Source organism: Yersinia sp. Marseille-Q3913 (assembly GCF_963892745.1).
GTDB classification, from domain to species: domain Bacteria; phylum Pseudomonadota; class Gammaproteobacteria; order Enterobacterales; family Enterobacteriaceae; genus Yersinia; species Yersinia bercovieri.
In genome coordinates this window covers 1-17,450 of the sequence record NZ_CAWQAF010000032.1, presented here as the reverse complement: position 1 = coordinate 17,450, position 17,450 = coordinate 1, and the positions used below count along the sequence as shown (strand labels likewise).

Genomic DNA, 17,450 nt, shown 5'->3' with positions numbered 1-17,450 from the left:
CTTTTACACCATAATTCCCCGATCCCTTGGTCTACTTTTGCACAATATTTAACAGGAAAGCCGCTTACCCGAAAATTGGCAACTGGATTTTTCGTGGTTGCTGACATGGGATCAATCGGAAGTGATAGCACTGTTGACCTATTGTGTCGGTCAGTCGTTGGATGCCGCGCGTTGTCATGCAGGAATGGACGGCAAAGTGGGCGGTGAGCTGGTATCCGTCGAGAACGCGCTGGAATTTAATCTGCGTGAGTGGTGGCAACCGACCAAGGAAAACTACTTTGGGCGTATCAGTAAAGAACAAATGAGTGAAGCATTAACCGCTATCGAGAAAGAAGCGCAAGCGGCCTCTGTCCTGAAGATGAAAAAGGGTGATGCAGCCCATTTGGCGGCGGTTGAAATAGCGCAAACCCGTTGGGTGCCGGAATGTCTGCTCCCGAAGGATGAAACAATTTCGCTCTCTTCCACTGATGATTCAGCCGCTGCCTGACCGGAGGTGCCGCCCGAAAGGGCGGTATAACGCTATGACCAATCACGAAAAAATTTCGCTATTAAAGCTGCAAACTTTTACCCCAACCGACTTTGAACAATACCGTGCGGGTAGTGAAGGGGTTCGTCATTCTTTGTCCGCTGCGGTGATCGCCTGTTTGTTTTTGCCCAAAGGGTGGGTAGTCGGCTGTGAGTTTCATCAGGAGTGGGGTGGGATGTATCCGGTGCATTTACGCCTAGCTATACAATCGGCTCCGACAATTAAGATTGAGATCATCAGCCCTAGTCATGATTCACCTTACTGGTACGGGCGACTGTGGTTTGAAGCCGGTGAGTCCGTGGCGTGGTTCTACAGTGGTGACGTATTTGAGCCTGACGCTATTAGGGCGAGTTTAGGGGTTCTAGACGAATATATTGATGCTGGCTATAACGATGCTGATGCATTAGCGGTGGCGTTACGCATGGGAGGTCATGTCGTATGATCCCAAATCATTTAGCGTTGGTGACCATCAACCATTTTCAGGCCGCAGTGACACAAGCCATCATCATGGTGGAAACCAAGCGGGAAGCAGGGCGAAAATTACCGCGATGCCCCTATGCTAAAGCGTTATTTCGCACCCTAAATGAGGGTCGGACGGTGATCACAGCAGCGGATATCTGGCGAATTGATAGTGGTTACGATCCAAGGAACCGACAGAGTTCAACAAAACAACACTATATCGAAGCGATAGATTGTCTGATTGCTACGCAGGGTGAACAGTGCCCGTTACCGTTGTCAGGCAGTATCGTAGCCTCATTTTTCCCAGAAACCCGCCATCGTCATCAGGAACGTACCGTTAGACGTTGGGACGTAAAATTTCAGCGTAGAGACAGCCAGCAAGAAAAAACTATCCAGCAGAAACGCCGCCGTTATCAAACCTTGGTGGCACAGGCTGAAGTTGACTTGGCATTTACAACACCCAAGGAGTTTTCAGCGTGGAACAAACGGCAAGCCCAAAAGGGTATCTACGGCGATGACTTGATCGCGATGGTTCAGTCATGGGGGCGGCGTTTTGTGAGTTTAAACAGGATAACATTGTGCTGTCTGGATGATTTATACCAGATTTTAGATGATATGAATGCCGACCTGGGGAAGAGGGCCGAGGTGGTTCTGTGGCTAGATACCCTGATGTTACCCAATAAGCTTGGGGTTGTATCGACGGAAAATTAGGTAAGTGACGCTATTAATCTGATGGCACAAGAAGTAGCTTCACGACTTGGTTACTTTAACGATAAATGATCTCTATACTGCAAATGGACGCAGTGATAAGTCGCTAAGAGAGGTGGGTATGTTTAATTATTTCAAACGTATAGTAGCGAACAACCCAAAAGTAAAAAAAATGTCACAGGCGCAAAGAAAAAAATTAGGTGGAAGGATAATTCTCTATTCTACATTGTTGCTCTTCATTCCTATCGCTTGCTTGTTTTTGTCATATCATAATTTGATGTTACAGATTTTCTTCCAGCTCGTTTGGGGCATATCAATGATTTTGGGATCTTTGATTGCGTTTGACGGCGACGAAAAGCAGTCAGGAACAAGATGAAGCAGTAAAGGCTTTGCCTCAGTAAGAATGAAGAACGGTGCCGTGGGCACCGTTCTTCATATTGGCATGCTACTTCGTCTAGCTTTGTTAAGATCACCAGTTACCCTCACAGATAACCATTAACGTCTCATCACATTCTATTTTCAATATCCCCATAAACTGACAATACCTTAGTCCTGAAGACATGGCCCCCTACGGCTTCCGGCGTTGCCGAGTCGTCAGCCCTACTGCGTCAGGTGCGCCGGTAAACCGTCCCTCCAGTCTCCGCCAAACCCGCAAGCGGTTTCGGGCCGTTGGCTAGGGTCTGATGGCTAAAGGCATAGGGCAGGCGCTAGCAGATAACCATTGCTGGAGAGAGAGCCAAAACTGCTAATGACGTCATATCGTTCCGCTGCGGGCTGAATGTGGCTCGCTCTCTGTTGTTAACATATTGCCGCTGTCAGTTTATTGCGTCTTCGACCGTTGGCAGCGGTGTTGCTTTAAGCTCGGCGGCTTCGCATAAAACCGGCTTGGCAGGGCGAGGGGCTGGCCTGTGGAATATTCACGCCTGTACAGCCGATGGCTGGCTTACGCGACACTGAACAGTGGATGATCCATGAAAGTATCGTTGTCGCTTACATGCCCTTACGGGCATTAAATTTCGCATGCGAAATGTTGAATAAATAAAGTGAATTATTATATATCAGTATTGATATTTAATGCGTTTTTATAGTATAATGACTCTATTGAGAGACGGAAGGCCGTTTCTCAACGCCGGCGACACGCCAGACTCAAAGGAGCATCAAATGACAGAAATTATCCACACTATCTACATGGCGGAAGGTGAAAAAAAAGCCGATCACGCAAATTTTGAACTCTATGGATTCGAATCACTGAAAGAGTTGCAGGTATTCCGAAAAGCATATCCTGAGAAGATGAAGGAGGAATATCACTACGAGTTGAGTTCGAATGCGCAGACAAACGGTAAAAATATCGTGACCGCAAACCATTACAAAAAATTTATCAAACTGGTTAAAGCATCAGGGATCAGTATTTAGCGTTTACGCGTTGCCAGCCGTTGGCTGGCTCTTATCAACTAAGGAGGAATACGATGTATCAGACAACAAACGACACTAGTGACCGTTTTAGCTGGGATGCGAGCGCTGAGGCGGCTTATTGGCAGTCACGGGAAGTCTCAGCCAAAACCGAACCCGAAGCTATCACACTAGCAGCATTCATGGACGCCATTGGCACGATGTACCCACACGACTGGCAAGGCGACGTGCATAGCGAGTCGTTCAAACTGGCGGAAATGTATTGCGGTAACGTCACCTATATTTACGCCAAAGTGGGTGAGTTCTATTTCAGGTTTCGTGATGTTGTCACACTGAGTCATACCGCGATTGTTAAACGGCTGGAGAAGGAGATGCAAAGCCGAGAAAGCAAAACGCAGAAATAGAAAAAGCAGGCTTTCGCCTGCCCTCTCGTGCCGGTTTACCCCTGAGAAAGCTAGACCGGCATTCAATACCCGATTGGAGATAAAGCCATGAATATCGATTTTTCAATAGTTACACCAACGGCGCTGTATGTAAAGCAATTGGCTGCAAAAAAGGAAGCACCGAAAAAGCAGGTACGTATTAAGCGTAAGGATATTGCGGCGAACGAGGTTGATCCAACGCTGTGCGAATTGGGGCTTTATATTGCCCGTTGTCGTAATAATGGGGAGGGTGTCAGGGTTCCAGCAATGTGTGCGAGCGAATGGGGGCATGTATTACGTACTCTTGAGCTGAAAAGGGAATTTGCCTGAATTAACTCGCTACCCTTTGGGTGGGGTGGCAATACTCGACACTCAGAAAGGAAACCATAATGACATTTACAACCGATGAACAAGCGACTACTGATCACACAAATATATGCACAGATGCCAGCATAAATCCTACAGAGGGTGGAGACCTGATCCCCTCAGCATCGATTGACCGCATTATTGCTTTTCGTAAACAGGGATTAGAAACTTATGCCCAGGCTATTGTGTTGTTTAATGAATCCAAAAAAATATTTGAAAGTGCAACGGGAGGAAGTTTTCATGGTTTATCACATTGTGTAACTGATGCCATGCGTTGGGGGGGCGTAAAAGATAACAGTGAAAAACTCACCCGCCTACTGGATGCAAAAATCTGGCACAAATTGATGAATGATACTGGCATGTATACGTTCATGAGCAGCACCCAACGCGACCAGTGGAGTAAAGAACTGGACAGTGACAAAATGCCCGCAGTGACATTCGAGAATGTACTGGCAACGTTTAAACACCTGCTGGCTAATAAGCAGAATACATTTGAGCAGGGCATTGTAGATGTATTCCGATCATTGTCGTGGGACTATAAAACTAACAATCCATGCAAAATTGGCAAGAAAATCATTATTGAAGGGATGATTGATGGAATGAGATATAACTCGCCGTCAATCACGACACGGGGTAGAACAAAAATCGATGATTTAACAAAAGCCTGTGATTTGCTGGACAGGAAAAACACGCTCGATCATCGTAGTGGTACTGGTTCCCAATTTGCTGAATGGTTCAGACAGGAAAACTGGGGTTCCATGTTTACCAGCGACTATTTTTCGTTGAGAGTATTTAAAAAAGGCTCATGTCACGTCGTTTTTTCTCGCATGGATTTAGTCGATGAAATGAATGCAATAGTTGCGCGCCAGTATCCCAATATGCTACCTCCGCGAGTGTAATATCAGGCCGCTATAATAGATTTTAAGAGCAAAGGAATGGAGATGATATTGCATTACAGTACAACTTGCATTATAATGCAATTCTAACTTAAGGACTTAGGCGGGCAGATGTTCACAGTAATCTACCATTATGAAGCTGAAAAAGAAGTGAAATCACTGCCTCCAAACATTGCTGCAAAGTTATCCAGATTAATCAGTAAGCTAGAAATCGATCCCCGTCAGCTGAGGGAACCCGATACAAAACCGCTTGGCAATGGGCTTTATGAAATACGAACGATGGGTAGGGATATTGCACGAGGTTTGTGGGTATATCAGAAAGGCGAGCGCATTTTTCTGTTAAGGGTATTTATCAAAAAGACACCAAAAACCCCAAAAAGTGAAATTGATCTAGCAATACAGCGTTTAGAGGAGATGCTAAATGACAAAGTATAAAACGCATGCACAAGTACAATCAGAAATGATGGAAGATGTTGAATTCAAAGCGGCACTTGAAAATGAAATGCGTAAAGAGCGCTTACAAGCTACCTTAGCCGAATGGCGACGAGTGGCGGGATTAACCAGTGCTCAGGTTGCTAAGGTCATGGGGGTAAATGCCTCAACTGTCAGCCGAATGGAAAATAATGTCACAAAATCCAGCGTTGAGACTCTTGTTCGCTACGCTAAAGCGTGTGGCATAGAGCACCCTACAATTTCTATCTAACCATCTTTCGTATAAACGGCCCGATGAACTAGCGCGAACAGTGCTGGATATTCGTCAGGGCCGTGAAAGAGGGGAGAGCTAAAGTATGTAAAAGGGACTGGTCTGCGGAATATTCACGCCTGTGTACAGCCTACGACTGGCTTACGCGACACTCACCAGTGGATTATCCATGAAAGTATCGTTGTCGCTAAGATGCCTTTACGGGCATAAAATTTCGCATGCGAAATGTTGAGAAATAGCGTGATTTATTACATATCAATATTGATATGTAAATGGCTTTTATAGTATAATAACTCTATTGAGAGACGGAAGGCCGCTTCTCATTATCGGCGAAACGCCAGACTCAAAGGAGCATCAGATGAAAGAAGCCAGCAAAAAAATATTAGTTATTGGTCAAGTTGTCAGTACCCATCTTTATAGTCTCGGGCGTGGTGTTATTTATGGCATTGAAGGAGAGCAATCGCCTGACACTGTAAACAACAGTTTTGGTGGTGTTATATGCAGCGGTGGTAATGCAAGATTTGATATTGCTTTTGAATCAGGATCATTAAGCAAAAAACTACCAGAATGCATTTTACGTGGTGTTCAATGGACTATTATCGATGAAGTAATGAATGCCGCTGATGTGGTGAAAATTTATCGCAGTGCATTAGCCGTAGAATTGGAAAGGCTAGATGATGAAGCCGCGCAAAATTTGGCGTTTAGTCTGGCTGTTGAAAATATTAAAACAGCGTCAGAATATGCAAAACTAACACAAGGTAATAGTGACATAACTCTAGCCACAAGTAATATCCGCAAAGAATTAAAATCAGCATTTCCAAATACAAAATTTTCAGTGCGTAAACGTAATTACGATTGTGTTTACGTTAATTGGATTGATGGTCCAATAGAAGATGAAGTGAAGGCTATCATAAGTAAGTATAAAGGCGGACGTTTTAACGGTATGGAAGATATCTATGAATCTATTTCAACACCATTTAACGAAGTTTATGGGAGTGTGTCGTATCTTTTTACTAACCGTGAATACAGTGAAATTTTAACAGAGAAAGCAATAGAGTTGTTTAAAGAAAAATATAAGAACAGGTTCGACACAGAGATTAGTTTAGAGAAATACAAGGCGGGGGAATTATGGCGTATTGGAAGTGGAGAGTTTTGGCATGGTCATGGAGTTGGGGCCGAAATAGATAACATCCGCGCAAAAATAAGCTAGGCTAAAAAATCGCCCTCTCTGATTATATCCTATACCAGATATCTCTTGGAAAGCCTAATGCTTAAAACGTAATTGTATGATGTAGGAGAAATGACAAGAGTTGTGTTGAACTCATTTTAAACTATAGAGTCAGATGTTTTTGAAAATAGCAAGAATCATCTGACCCTATTTAAATGGCTAATTCACAGAATAAAATAACTATGACATATTTTCCAGTTACGAATAGGTTGTTGAGAGAAAGGGTGGGATTACCGCGCCTGTAAGATATTCTCCCCATTGAGGGGTGAATATCTTATTCCCCGCCCACCCGATGCAAAATAAAAGATTTTTGCATCTGCCGTCTGCCCCAAGGGGCTCCCAAGTTAGACAAACTTACCCACATATTAACAATCAATTCTTTTCATCTTGTCCCGATGAAAAGCCGCTCCCACTAATTTTATCCCTTGTTGGGGATAAAATTTAGCTGGCTTTATTTCATATTAATATGTGGATAAGTTTGAAGTATATCGGTTAGCCAAGCGTCATTTGCTATTTTTGTACTGCATGTAAGTTTGGTAGACATCCTGAGAATATTTTTTCCGCTTTTTATCTTGCTCTGCATTTTTCTTGAATCCGGCATTATATGCACCTACGGCATCCCAATTCACTCCCCAGCGTTTGAATGCGATAGCAAGGTAGTAAGCGCCAGTGTAGATATTCAAGCAACCATCTTCATAAAGCTGTTGAGGAGTGATACCAAAAGTAGATAGGTGCTGAAAGTTTGAAGAATATATCTGCATTCTACCCACGGCATACTTTTCATTAGTCTGAACATTTAAGGCGTTATCCCGATGTGAGGACTCACGAAAAGAAATGGCACGCAGTAAATCTGGATCTATCTGGTAATCTCGACCCGCAAAATCAAAACAATCCCCTGCATTGACTGATTGGCTGCTTACTAATAAAAGTAGAATTAAAACTTTTCTCATTACCTTCATTTCCCTGGATATGAAAATTTTGGCTATAGTGGCATTTTAACAAACAAAATCCAACCCGAGATATTTGCAAGACCTCAACAACAGATAGTGAATAATACCTCCCCTTCAACAAGAAAACATCACACCCCTCGCAAGATTTCATCTTGCATGATATATATTTAAAATCAGCTAGTTATGTAAATTATAATATTCCATGTTAGAAAGTTCATTGTTTGCAAGAGTATAAGCACACTCTGCATGTACTCTCTTTAGAGTGTATGCAGAGTGTTTTAGTACTATTTCAACATTTTCATATGGTTTGAGAGAGTACACTCTGTGACATACTCGTCAATATAGTATGTTGTAGAGTATCTTTAGGTTGCATTTTAGTTATTATACTCTAACATAGAGTATGTGTGAGTTTTCGAACTAAATAAGGTTAGTTAAATGCCAAGAATTCAAACTTTTGTTAGTAACGATATCGAGCAAGAGATTGTAGATATTATAAATATCAAACGAAGTGAAGGTGCAAGTAAAGACGAGGCAAACGTTTCTAACACAACATCGATGCTGATTGAGCTGGGGATTCGCGTATATAAGTTGCAACGACAGAAATCCGAAGGGGGGTTCAGTCAGATTGAATTTAATAAAGTTATGCTGGAGAACATGATGAAAACTAGCTTCATTTGTCAAAAACTTCTTGGCATAAATTCCTTTAATGCAGAAATACAAGCTATGCCAAAATTCCAGTATAAGGAAATGGCGACTCAAATTAAAAGTGATGTGGATAGTGTAATGGTTAACTTTTTCCCATCAGAAGATGAGAAAGATTGATTCTGTTCGTAGGATATGTCTTGTATTTATATTGATTGGATTTGTACGAGGAATTAAATAGTAAAATCGATTTAAATATAACATTTCGCCCTTTGTTTATGTAATGCTGGAATCTTATACTACATAAGTTAAATTTATTTAAGCGTTGGTAATAGAGGGGGCAACCTCTACTACCAACTGACCAAAAACAACCTAAAGGATAGAGAGGCTGTTATGGCTGGTTCTCATGTTAGAGATCCTGATGAAGGATCTCAACCAATTTCTATTGAACTGATAACTCAACACATTTCTAGTTGGGAGCGGAGTCACGACCCTTGGGGGGCAAAAGATTGCAATTATCGTTTTATCTACGCCAATCAGGCTTACCTTGAGCTACTAAATATTCCTACTGGATACGATATAAGGGGATGTTTAGAGCATGATTTGCGGTTAATAGTCTCTAACTTAAAAGACGAATATAATGCGCATGAACGTAAGGTTCAAGAACTCGGCGATAGAGTAAGTTGTCTGGAAGTTAACTTCTTTGGTAGAGATCGAGTATTACAACCTTACTTTTTTGATAAAATGCCATTTTTCGATTCAAGTGGAGATTTTTCAGGTACTATAATCCACGGAAGAAAGGCTGAAATTTACTCTCACGACATATTGCTTTCCGATGATTTGCCACAATCACTTTATTTTGAAGTACCAAATTCTTCTTTTACAAAAAGAGAATGGGATATTATCTATTTTTTATTGAGAGGATTAAGTTATAGCTTGATTGCTCAAGAGCTTAACTTATCAATACGGACGGTAAAAAATAACGTTCAAAGATTGTTTGTTAAGTCTAACGTAAAATCTGTCGATGCTCTGGTTGCATTATTCAAAAAATGTTCGTATGAACATTATTTCCCTAGCAAGTATCTTTATGTTAAATATTTGATACTGTAGTTTTCTGTTTTTTTTCTATGCCTAATGATTTAATTAAAATAGATTGAATTGAGAAATGTATTATAAATAGCTTTACTGACAGTCAGACATGGCTGTGATATTAAAACAAAAACGAAACTTTATTAAGAATGGAGCCGAATTGGCTCTATTTTTATTCTGTAACTTGAGTATTATTGTTCCATTATTTACATATCGGTTTGGTACTCACATGTCATCGGATGATAAAGAATACAGTAATGTCTCTATTGTTATTAATTTAACTGGAGAAATGAATAAGAGGTTAACTAAAGCATCAGAGCGTTCTCAACGTTCGAAGACAAAAGAAGCCTCGCTAAGGCTTCATGATCACCTAATGAACTTTGATGATATTGCAACACTAGGGGAAACGTTTTACCGTAGATGATGGAGAATAAATAGCATAATTAGTCCTGGAGGAACAGAATTATCATTCTGTTCCGGCGTGATTTTAATATGCCGAATTCGAAATAACTTTTCTTTTACTAAATGGAGTTTAAACATGGAATTGTCTAATAAGACAATGGGGCCTTTCTGCGCCAAAAAAACTAAACAACAAGTAGTCGCCAAATGGATGATGGTATTCTTCCTGCCGTTATTTGTACTTCTATCGTATACCGGCTTGGTTCGTGCGGACGATTTAATGGCCGCAGGTCAGGAAACGGTTACTGGTACTTTTGGTGCAGGATCATCAATCGCCAAGTGGATTATCTTAGCTGAAGTTATTGTGGGTATCATTACTTACATCAAAACCAAAAATATGTTCATGCTCTTTGGTATTGCGGTCGTAATTGTGTTTACAACTATTGGGTTCGGTTTGGTAGCGTAAATTAAAGGATCTTTATGCGAACGGAGGACGAATTAAGAAAATATCGTTTTCCGAAAACATTGAGTGAGCAGCGCCGCATACTCGGTCTTCCTTATGACGAAGCAATACCTTCATTCCCGGTTTTAATTTGGGGGATATTGGTTCAAAAAGCGTTATTTGGTATGGGTATGGCGGTGCTGATTTGGTTTAGCATTCGTAGCGCGAAACGCGGTAAAGGAAGTATGTGGCTATATAACTTTCTTTATTGGTATTTCCCTACGATGCTGTTCCGGGGCGTTTTTAAGATAATACCTGACTCAAGTTTTCGGCAATGGATAAAGTAATTAATAGGATATTAAGATGGAGCTAACTGCCCGTAATTCATCCAATAAAATTATAGCAATTACATTGATCTCATTATTTTCACTTTTGGTACTGAGTCTTGCGGGAACGATCACTCTTGGCTTGCAGAATCATTATCTGTCTACACATCAAAAAACTATTGTGACACCTATGGGTTTTTCTGCGCCTTTCTCTGTATCAGAAGCAGATGGCAGCCCAGGTTATATGCAGATGATGGCATTATCTTTTCTTTCTCTTCGGCTGAATGTCTCCCCTGAAACCGTCGATGCAAACCATCAGTTTTTGGTGTCATTCGCCAAACCCGGAGCACAGCCTGAATTTAAGGTCACTCTTGCTGAAGAGGCGCGACGTATTAAGCAGAATGAGGTCAATTCCGCATTTTACAATACCAGTATTAAGGTTTTTCCTGCTGAAAACATTGTTGAAGTGAGAGGTTTTTTAAAAACATGGATCGGTAACGGCAAGCCAAGTTCAGAAACTAAACATTACAACCTCAAGCTGGATTATGCAGACGGCATGACCAGTATTGTTGCTTTTATCGAGGTCGATGATGAAAAAAAATAATCCTCGTTTGATTGGCATTTTCGTTCTTGGATTCTTGTCCTCGGGCGCTGCCGATGCCGTCACAGAACCACAAACATTCTCGTTTCCGGCTAACGGTCAATTTCAATTGGCAATCAGTAATACCAATCCAAATCTGGTCGTTATTCCTGGTGACCGCGTTGTTGTCATCAATAGTGCTGCTGGCACATTAACGGATAAACACAGTACGAAGGATGGTGGGGTTCTATTTTCATCTAATAGCGAAAAACCCTTTACTGTTTTTATCGAGACGGAGCAGGGTCAGGTTTTTTCTATTCAAGCTACACCACGGAAAGGAGAGGGGCGCAGTTACCGTTTATTAGCGTCCAAGCCCTTACCTCGCCCTGAGGCAAGAGTATGGGAAACATCACAACCCTATGAGTCATTATTGGTTGAGTTGAACAAGGCAGCACTACAAGGCCGGATACCAGAAAGTTATGCACCAACTGATATCAGTAATGACAGACTCTCCGCACCCGTAGGTTTGTCGATGCGGGCGGAAGAAGCCTGGGTGGGTAATGCCTTAAGAATTGTTCGTTATCGTGTCCAGAATCCACATAGTTACGCTGTTTCATTGAAAGAACAAGACTTTTGGCGGCAGGGGGTTCGTGCCGTCATGCTGGGTCTACGGACAAGCACATTACTTCCCGGAGCTTCTATTTCGATTTATATCACCCAAGGGCTGGAGGTGAACAGTGGCGAACATTAATTCACTGACAAAACGCAAGCAGATAGCCTTATTGGTCGCTACGGTCATTGGTTTGTCGGTTGCGGTAGGAACAGGCTGGTATGCATCCACGTTCTCTATCAAAAACGAAGTTGCTACAAAGAGAGCAAATAAAGAACCTGCACCAGATATGACTGGGGTGGTTAATACAACGTTTGACGATAAAGTTCAGCGTAATGCTATTACTGAAACGCAAACAACAAATAAAGAAATTCGTAAAGAAATGGACACGTTACGGAAAGAGCTAGGGTTAATCTCTCGTGACCGGAAAGGCGATCAAGGCCGGATTAATGAACTGGAAGATATGAACAAGACGCTCCAATCACAGCTGGATGCTTTCAGTAATGCGCCGTCTGATGAACCGAGTCCGTCCATAGCCACTGTTCCACAAAATGGAAATGTGCCGCCGCCAACACAATTTTATCCGGGAATGGGGGCGACTCCGCAAGGACAAACAACATTTACACCAATGGCTCCGATGCAGAAGCCCGGCACCATTGATTCAACACCCTTTACGTTTGAAGAAGTTTCTACGAAACCAAAATTACCTTATATCCCTTCGGGCAGTTATGCCGAGTCGCTGGTTATTGAAGGAGCCGATGCTAATGCGGCGGTCACAGGGGCGCAGAATATGTCACCGATGCAATTCAGGTTAACCGGTAAAGTCCAGATGCCGAATGATCGTGAGTACGACTTGACGGGATGTTTTGTCAATGCGGCAGCATATGGTGACGTTTCAAGCGAACGGGCAGAAGTTCGTACACGAAGTATCAGTTGCCACCTTGGTGACGACATTATCGATCAAAAGATTGCTGGCCATGTTTCTTTTATGGGTAAAAACGGCATCAAAGGCCAAGTTGTCATGAGAAACGGCAAAATTCTTGGTTGGGCGTTTGGGGCAGGGTTTGTTGATGGCATTGGGAAGGGCATTGAACAAGCCGCTTCTCCGCAAGTCGGGATCGGTGCAACCGCGCGCATGGGCGCGGCTGATATCGGCCAGGCTGGCCTCGGTGGTGGCGCAAGTCAGGCAGCTAAGACGCTGAGCGAGTACTACATAAAAAGAGCGGAACAATATCACCCTGTTATCCCTATTGGTGCTGGAAATGAAGTCACAGTGGTTTTCCAAGATGGCTTCCAGTTGGAGTCAATTGAGGAAGTTCGTAATAAAAAGGCTAAAAAAACTCAACAACAGCAACAGCCGCCAGAAGAGAAATTCAGTACACCCAATATGATGAACCAATTGAAAGATTTGAAAGTTGGTGATTTAGTTCATCCGTCGCAGGAATAGTCGTTATATATTCAAATGAAGGTGATTAATATTTTGGTGTATTTAAATAGGGCTATTTCCATTACGTAAAACATTATCTGCTATTTAAGATCTGTATATATATAAATAGAATGGTTTGAGTTGGCCTAGTAATGAATGAGCTTGTTTTTATGGTCTGACACAACTGAGTAAAGCCTTGCTGCCTGTGATTTGACGCTGAAGTGATAATTTTATTTCTTATTGTTTTTATGTGTTTCTATGCTAATGCCCTCGGATGCTAAAAAGGGATAGGCGGTAGCGTATCTGAATTGAGTGTGTATAAAACCAACCCAGTAATCTTTCATGAATTAAATGTGTTTTTTCAATTCATGCACCCGTGGTTATTTATATTTAAAGGAAACTATAAATGAAAATGCAGAATCAGATTGAAACGGGGGGGAATAATCGTTTGAAATATGCTTTTTTATTTCCCGTACTCGGTAGCTTATTTTTGCTGGCAGGTTGTGCTGGCGTGAGTGGTGATTTTGAATGTAATGAAACCACGACTGACCGTTGTATGACCATGGATCAGGCCAATCAAAAAGCCAGAATGAAAACGGACTCATCAAAGGGAAAGCAGGGTGCGGCCGTATTGCCTGGACTGGTTAATTTACCGCCGCAAGCCTCAGCACCTGTAATGTCACCGCCGTTACCTGCTCGTCCTGTTATCACATCACCAGCCCGCGCTAGCGAGAGCAAGCCAGTAAGTCACACGACACAAAACAGAATGTTTGCCGCCTCCACCATTAAGCCCGTTGCACCCGCTCCGGTGCGAACCGTCATGCCGGTTATTACTGCTGCTTCTTGTCCGCAGCAGCGCTGTGACAACTTAGGTGAAACTCGCCCTCAACGCTCCGTGGAGACGATGGCCAATGTTTGGGTAGCGCCGTGGGTTGATGCCAATGATGTTTTTCACCAGCCAGGCCGAGTGTCTTTTGTTGTAGATGCTAGCCGCTGGCAGTTACCACAATCAGTTTATTGAGGATTAAGTAATGGAACGTCTTGTTGAGACGGTAAACCGATTGATTTCTGGATTTACCTCGCCCGATGGTGCCGCACAGGCGAACAAAACGCTGGGTGAAATGAAGTTCCCACAGGTCAGTAGCATGTTGCCCTACCGTGATTACGATGAAGATAGCGGCCTGTTTATCAATAATGGTTCACTCGGTTTTATGCTTCAGGCCGTGCCGCTAATTGGGGCGAACGAGCATATTATTCAGGTGTTGGACGATTTGGTGAAGAGTAAATTGCCGCGACAGACACCTATCTCTTTCCATCTTGTTTCCAGCCGATTAGTCGGTGAACAGATTGATTCAGGCATTGCTGACTTTCGTTGGAAAGGTGAACACGCAGACCGATTTAATCAGATAACACGGGCATTTTATCAACGTGCTGCACAGCACCAGTTCAACAGTCCTACCCACTTACCGCTGACATTGCGTGATTATCGCCTCTATATCTCCTATGCGATGAAAACCAAAAAAAGGGATACGGCAGCGATTACCGAACTGACCCATTTGCTGAAGGTTATTCGTGCTTCGCTGGACTCCGCCAAAATTTCCAGCGTTCCGGTTTCGCAGCAGGAGTTCGTCAATATCGTTAGCCAGATGGCCAATCACCGGCAGGATGAACTCTACACCGATCCTGTCAAAATCAGTGCTTATGACGATATGCATCGTCAATGTATCGATCGAAGTACTGATTTGCTTGTTAAGCCGGATTATCTGACGCTCACCCTGAATAAGCCAAAAGGTGGAAAGTCTAAAACCCGCATCATGAATTTTATGCTGGAAACTAACCCGGATATCTTTTTCCTTTGGCATGGGGGAGACAATATCTGCAATTTGCTCAGTCCTGATCTCACTATCGCCAGTCCTTTTGTTATTACCTTTACGCTAGAAGCTGAGGATCAGGTCAGCACACAAAATGAAGCCGGACGCAAATTTCTGGATTTGGACAAAAAGGCGGGAACCCCTTACGCCAAACTATTTCCTGGCGTTGTCCGGCAGGCGAAAGAGTGGGGCGAACTCCGCGAACGCCTGAACAGTAATCAGTCTTGCGTGGTCCGTTATTACTTTAATATCACCACTTTCTGCGCCGATGATGATAACGCAGCGTTGATCTGCGAACAGCAAGTACTCAATACCTTCAAAAAGAACGGATTGCGTATGTATAGCCCCACCTATATGCAGATGCGGAACTATATGGCGATGTTTCCGTTTATGGCTGCTGAAGGGTTGTGGGACGACATTAAGGCTAGCGGGGCGACTTGTCGGGCTGAAAGTACCCAAGTGGTCAATTTATTGCCAGTCATTGCCGATAACCGTTTATGTCAGAGCGGTCTTCTCGCCCCTTCCTACCGCAATCAACTCTCTTTTCTTGATATCTATGGTTCAGGCATGGGCAATACCAACTACAACATGGCGGTAACGGGGACATCGGGAGCCGGTAAGACAGGGCTAGTTCAACCGATTATCCGCAGCGTGTTGGATTCAGGTGGGATTGGCTGGGTTTTCGATATGGGCGACGGTTATAAGTCGTTCTGCGAGAACGTCGGCGGCGTGTATCTCGATGGTAAGTCACTCAAGTTTAATCCATTTGCCAACATCAGTGATATCAGTGAGTCCGGTGAACGCATTCGTGACCAGTTGGCGGTGCTTGCCAGCCCGAACGGCACGCTGGATGAAGTGCATGAGGATTTGTTGCTTAAGGCGGTAATGAATGCCTGGAACCAAAAACAGAATAAAGCCCGTATCGATGATGTGGTTGCCTATCTGACAGACGCCCGTCATGCGAAGGAGTATGAAAAATCTGACCGTATCACTGGTCGTATGGATGAGATCATTGAGCTACTGCAAAAATATACCACCAATGGCATCTATGGGGATTATTTCAACAGTGACCAGCCATCATTGAGAGATGATGCCCGATTAATCGTGCTTGAGTTGGGTGGTTTGCAGGATAAGCCCGCACTGTTGGCCGCTGTGATGTTCTCACTCATCATCTATATCGAAGAGAAGATGTACCGCAGTCCGCGTAGTCAGCGAAAATTGTGTGTCATTGATGAAGGGTGGAAGCTCCTCAATTTTAAAAACGAAAAAGTGGGTTCGTTTATCGAAACCGGTTATCGCACCGTCCGGCGACACCTTGGTTCATTTATTACCATCAGCCAAAATATCAAAGACTTTGATGCAGATGAAGCCTCCAGTGCCGCCAAAGCTGCATGGGGTAACTCAGCCTTTAAAGTCATTCTCAAACAAGATACCGCAGAATTTAAAGCCTATAACCAGCATCGGCCAGACCAATTTAGTGACCATGAGCGGCAGGTGATCAATAAGTTCGGCGATGCCAAAGATCAGTGGTTCAGTTCCTTTATGCTCCGCATTAACGATACCAGCTCTTTCCATCGATTATTTGTCGACCCACTCAGCCGTGCAATGTTCAGTTCACAAGGGAAGGACTTCGAATTCCTTCAGCAAAAACGCAGTCAGGGTGTTGATATCCATGAGGCTGTGTATGAACTGGCATTACGTAATTTCCCAGAAGAAATGCAGGAACTGGAAAACTGGACGGAGGCAGCATAACCATGACAAACCAGGCAGACGCCACTACCTCAGAAAAAAAGATCCGTAGCAAACGCCGAAACCGGTGTATCCGGCCCGTCGCGATGGTTGCTGCTTGCATGTTAGTGCTGAATGCAGGTATTGCCCTGTTGCTTATGCAGTGGATGGCACCGACTACGGTTACATTCGATATGAAGGGAACGGTCGATGCCTTTATGGATCAAACAGCCAAAAAGTCACTCAGTGAAGAACAGAGCGCTCTGCTCGCTGGCAGATTCACTGAATCACTGGAAAGCAGCTTGGGGGAATACCAGAGAAAGCACCGCGCAGTCATTTTGGTTGTACCCTCAGTTGTGGCGGGAGCAGAAGACATTACCGATACAATTCAGCGAGATGTCGCCGTCCGGATGGCGGGAGGGCGTCAATGAAACATCTTCTGCTGGTCGCGGCGTTATCTACTTCAACAATGATTCAAGCCGCTGATCTCGGTACATGGGGCGACCTTTATCCTATCCATGAACAGGATATGCTGACCACCATTGATAACAGGCTAAAAGCAATGGAAGCCAGTGGGGAGCTGGCTCAGGAGCAAGAAGCCTTTAAAGAGCGTGTGTGTTAAATATTGTGCAAAAGTAGACCAAGGGATCGGGGAATTATGGTGTAAAA

22 protein-coding genes and 1 pseudogene are annotated in these 17,450 nt (G+C 43.5%); 22 read left to right on the top strand and 1 reads right to left on the bottom strand.

The window, feature by feature from the left end; all coding sequences use genetic code 11:
- Positions 1-97: 97 nt before the first annotated feature.
- The 10 genes from AACW11_RS13300 (at position 98) to AACW11_RS13255 (ending at position 6,700) form a co-directional block, all read left to right on the top strand.
- Positions 98-487, top strand: coding sequence for a hypothetical protein (locus tag AACW11_RS13300; protein WP_212586956.1), 390 nt, complete (start codon positions 98-100; stop codon positions 485-487).
- A gap of 34 nt (positions 488-521) precedes the next feature.
- Positions 522-968, top strand: coding sequence for a conjugation system SOS inhibitor PsiB family protein (locus tag AACW11_RS13295; RefSeq protein ID WP_175628135.1), 447 nt, complete (start codon positions 522-524; stop codon positions 966-968).
- Complete coding sequence (locus AACW11_RS13290; protein ID WP_212586955.1) at positions 965-1,696, top strand: plasmid SOS inhibition protein A; 732 nt, start codon at positions 965-967, stop codon at positions 1,694-1,696. Before AACW11_RS13295 ends, AACW11_RS13290 begins: the two co-directional genes overlap by 4 nt.
- 1,158 nt (positions 1,697-2,854) lie before the next feature.
- Complete coding sequence (locus tag AACW11_RS13285) at positions 2,855-3,106, top strand: hypothetical protein (protein ID WP_212586954.1); 252 nt, start codon at positions 2,855-2,857, stop codon at positions 3,104-3,106.
- A gap of 53 nt (positions 3,107-3,159) precedes the next feature.
- Positions 3,160-3,507: a hypothetical protein gene (locus AACW11_RS13280; protein ID WP_212586953.1), complete on the top strand. Its 348-nt coding sequence runs from the start codon at positions 3,160-3,162 to the stop codon at positions 3,505-3,507.
- 87 nt (positions 3,508-3,594) lie between these two features.
- The gene (locus AACW11_RS13275) at positions 3,595-3,855 is read left to right on the top strand and encodes a hypothetical protein (protein ID WP_212586952.1); all 261 of its coding nucleotides are present in this window, start codon (positions 3,595-3,597) and stop codon (positions 3,853-3,855) included.
- A 59-nt stretch (positions 3,856-3,914) separates the two neighbouring features.
- Positions 3,915-4,790, top strand: coding sequence for a DUF4942 domain-containing protein (locus tag AACW11_RS13270; protein WP_212586951.1), 876 nt, complete (start codon positions 3,915-3,917; stop codon positions 4,788-4,790).
- Between the two features lie 108 nt (positions 4,791-4,898).
- Positions 4,899-5,222: a type II toxin-antitoxin system RelE/ParE family toxin gene (locus tag AACW11_RS13265; protein WP_212586950.1), complete on the top strand. Its 324-nt coding sequence runs from the start codon at positions 4,899-4,901 to the stop codon at positions 5,220-5,222.
- Positions 5,209-5,490, top strand: coding sequence for a helix-turn-helix domain-containing protein (locus AACW11_RS13260; protein ID WP_227728751.1), 282 nt, complete (start codon positions 5,209-5,211; stop codon positions 5,488-5,490). The genes AACW11_RS13265 and AACW11_RS13260 overlap by 14 nt, the downstream gene beginning before the upstream one ends.
- A gap of 358 nt (positions 5,491-5,848) precedes the next feature.
- Entirely contained in the window at positions 5,849-6,700 is an 852-nt protein-coding gene (locus AACW11_RS13255) for an LPD29 domain-containing protein (protein ID WP_050163414.1), read from the top strand.
- A 521-nt stretch (positions 6,701-7,221) separates the two neighbouring features.
- Here the strand turns inward: AACW11_RS13255 and AACW11_RS13250 are convergent.
- Entirely contained in the window at positions 7,222-7,668 is a 447-nt protein-coding gene (locus AACW11_RS13250; RefSeq protein ID WP_212586949.1) for a transglycosylase SLT domain-containing protein, read from the bottom strand.
- A 435-nt stretch (positions 7,669-8,103) separates the two neighbouring features.
- Between AACW11_RS13250 and traM the strand changes: the two genes are divergently transcribed.
- The 12 genes and pseudogenes from traM to AACW11_RS13190 all read left to right on the top strand — a co-directional run.
- Positions 8,104-8,490, top strand: coding sequence for a conjugal transfer relaxosome DNA-binding protein TraM (gene traM, locus AACW11_RS13245; protein WP_212586948.1), 387 nt, complete (start codon positions 8,104-8,106; stop codon positions 8,488-8,490).
- 213 nt (positions 8,491-8,703) lie between these two features.
- Positions 8,704-9,420, top strand: a complete 717-nt coding sequence (locus AACW11_RS13240; RefSeq protein WP_212586947.1) for a helix-turn-helix transcriptional regulator — start codon at positions 8,704-8,706, stop codon at positions 9,418-9,420.
- Between the two features lie 88 nt (positions 9,421-9,508).
- Positions 9,509-9,823, top strand: a complete 315-nt coding sequence (locus AACW11_RS13235) for a TraY domain-containing protein (protein WP_339379062.1) — start codon at positions 9,509-9,511, stop codon at positions 9,821-9,823.
- A 114-nt stretch (positions 9,824-9,937) separates the two neighbouring features.
- Positions 9,938-10,264 (top strand): type IV conjugative transfer system pilin TraA, encoded by a 327-nt coding sequence (traA, locus tag AACW11_RS13230; protein ID WP_212586945.1) that lies wholly within the window; start codon positions 9,938-9,940, stop codon positions 10,262-10,264.
- Between the two features lie 14 nt (positions 10,265-10,278).
- The gene (gene traL, locus AACW11_RS13225) at positions 10,279-10,587 is read left to right on the top strand and encodes a type IV conjugative transfer system protein TraL (RefSeq protein WP_212586944.1); all 309 of its coding nucleotides are present in this window, start codon (positions 10,279-10,281) and stop codon (positions 10,585-10,587) included.
- A gap of 16 nt (positions 10,588-10,603) precedes the next feature.
- A complete protein-coding gene (gene traE, locus AACW11_RS13220; RefSeq protein ID WP_212586943.1) occupies positions 10,604-11,170 on the top strand; it encodes a type IV conjugative transfer system protein TraE in 567 nt (188 codons plus the stop codon).
- The gene (gene traK / locus AACW11_RS13215; RefSeq protein WP_212586942.1) at positions 11,154-11,897 is read left to right on the top strand and encodes a type-F conjugative transfer system secretin TraK; all 744 of its coding nucleotides are present in this window, start codon (positions 11,154-11,156) and stop codon (positions 11,895-11,897) included. The genes traE and traK overlap by 17 nt, the downstream gene beginning before the upstream one ends.
- Positions 11,884-13,203, top strand: a complete 1,320-nt coding sequence (gene traB, locus AACW11_RS13210; protein ID WP_212586941.1) for an F-type conjugal transfer pilus assembly protein TraB — start codon at positions 11,884-11,886, stop codon at positions 13,201-13,203. The genes traK and traB overlap by 14 nt, the downstream gene beginning before the upstream one ends.
- Before the next feature lie 385 nt (positions 13,204-13,588).
- On the top strand, positions 13,589-14,203 hold the full coding sequence (gene traV / locus AACW11_RS13205; protein WP_249192957.1) for a type IV conjugative transfer system lipoprotein TraV: 615 nt from the start codon (positions 13,589-13,591) through the stop codon (positions 14,201-14,203).
- A 10-nt stretch (positions 14,204-14,213) separates the two neighbouring features.
- The gene (gene traC / locus AACW11_RS13200) at positions 14,214-16,805 is read left to right on the top strand and encodes a type IV secretion system protein TraC (RefSeq protein WP_075339119.1); all 2,592 of its coding nucleotides are present in this window, start codon (positions 14,214-14,216) and stop codon (positions 16,803-16,805) included.
- Between the two features lie 2 nt (positions 16,806-16,807).
- Positions 16,808-17,212 carry a type-F conjugative transfer system protein TrbI gene (trbI, locus tag AACW11_RS13195; protein ID WP_212586940.1) on the top strand — a complete coding sequence of 135 codons (405 nt, stop codon included), beginning with the start codon at positions 16,808-16,810 and terminating at the stop codon, positions 17,210-17,212.
- A pseudogene (locus AACW11_RS13190) lies at positions 17,209-17,397 on the top strand (type-F conjugative transfer system protein TraW); the annotation flags it as partial. The gene trbI and the pseudogene AACW11_RS13190, both read left to right, overlap by 4 nt.
- Between the last annotated feature and the right edge of the window lie 53 nt (positions 17,398-17,450).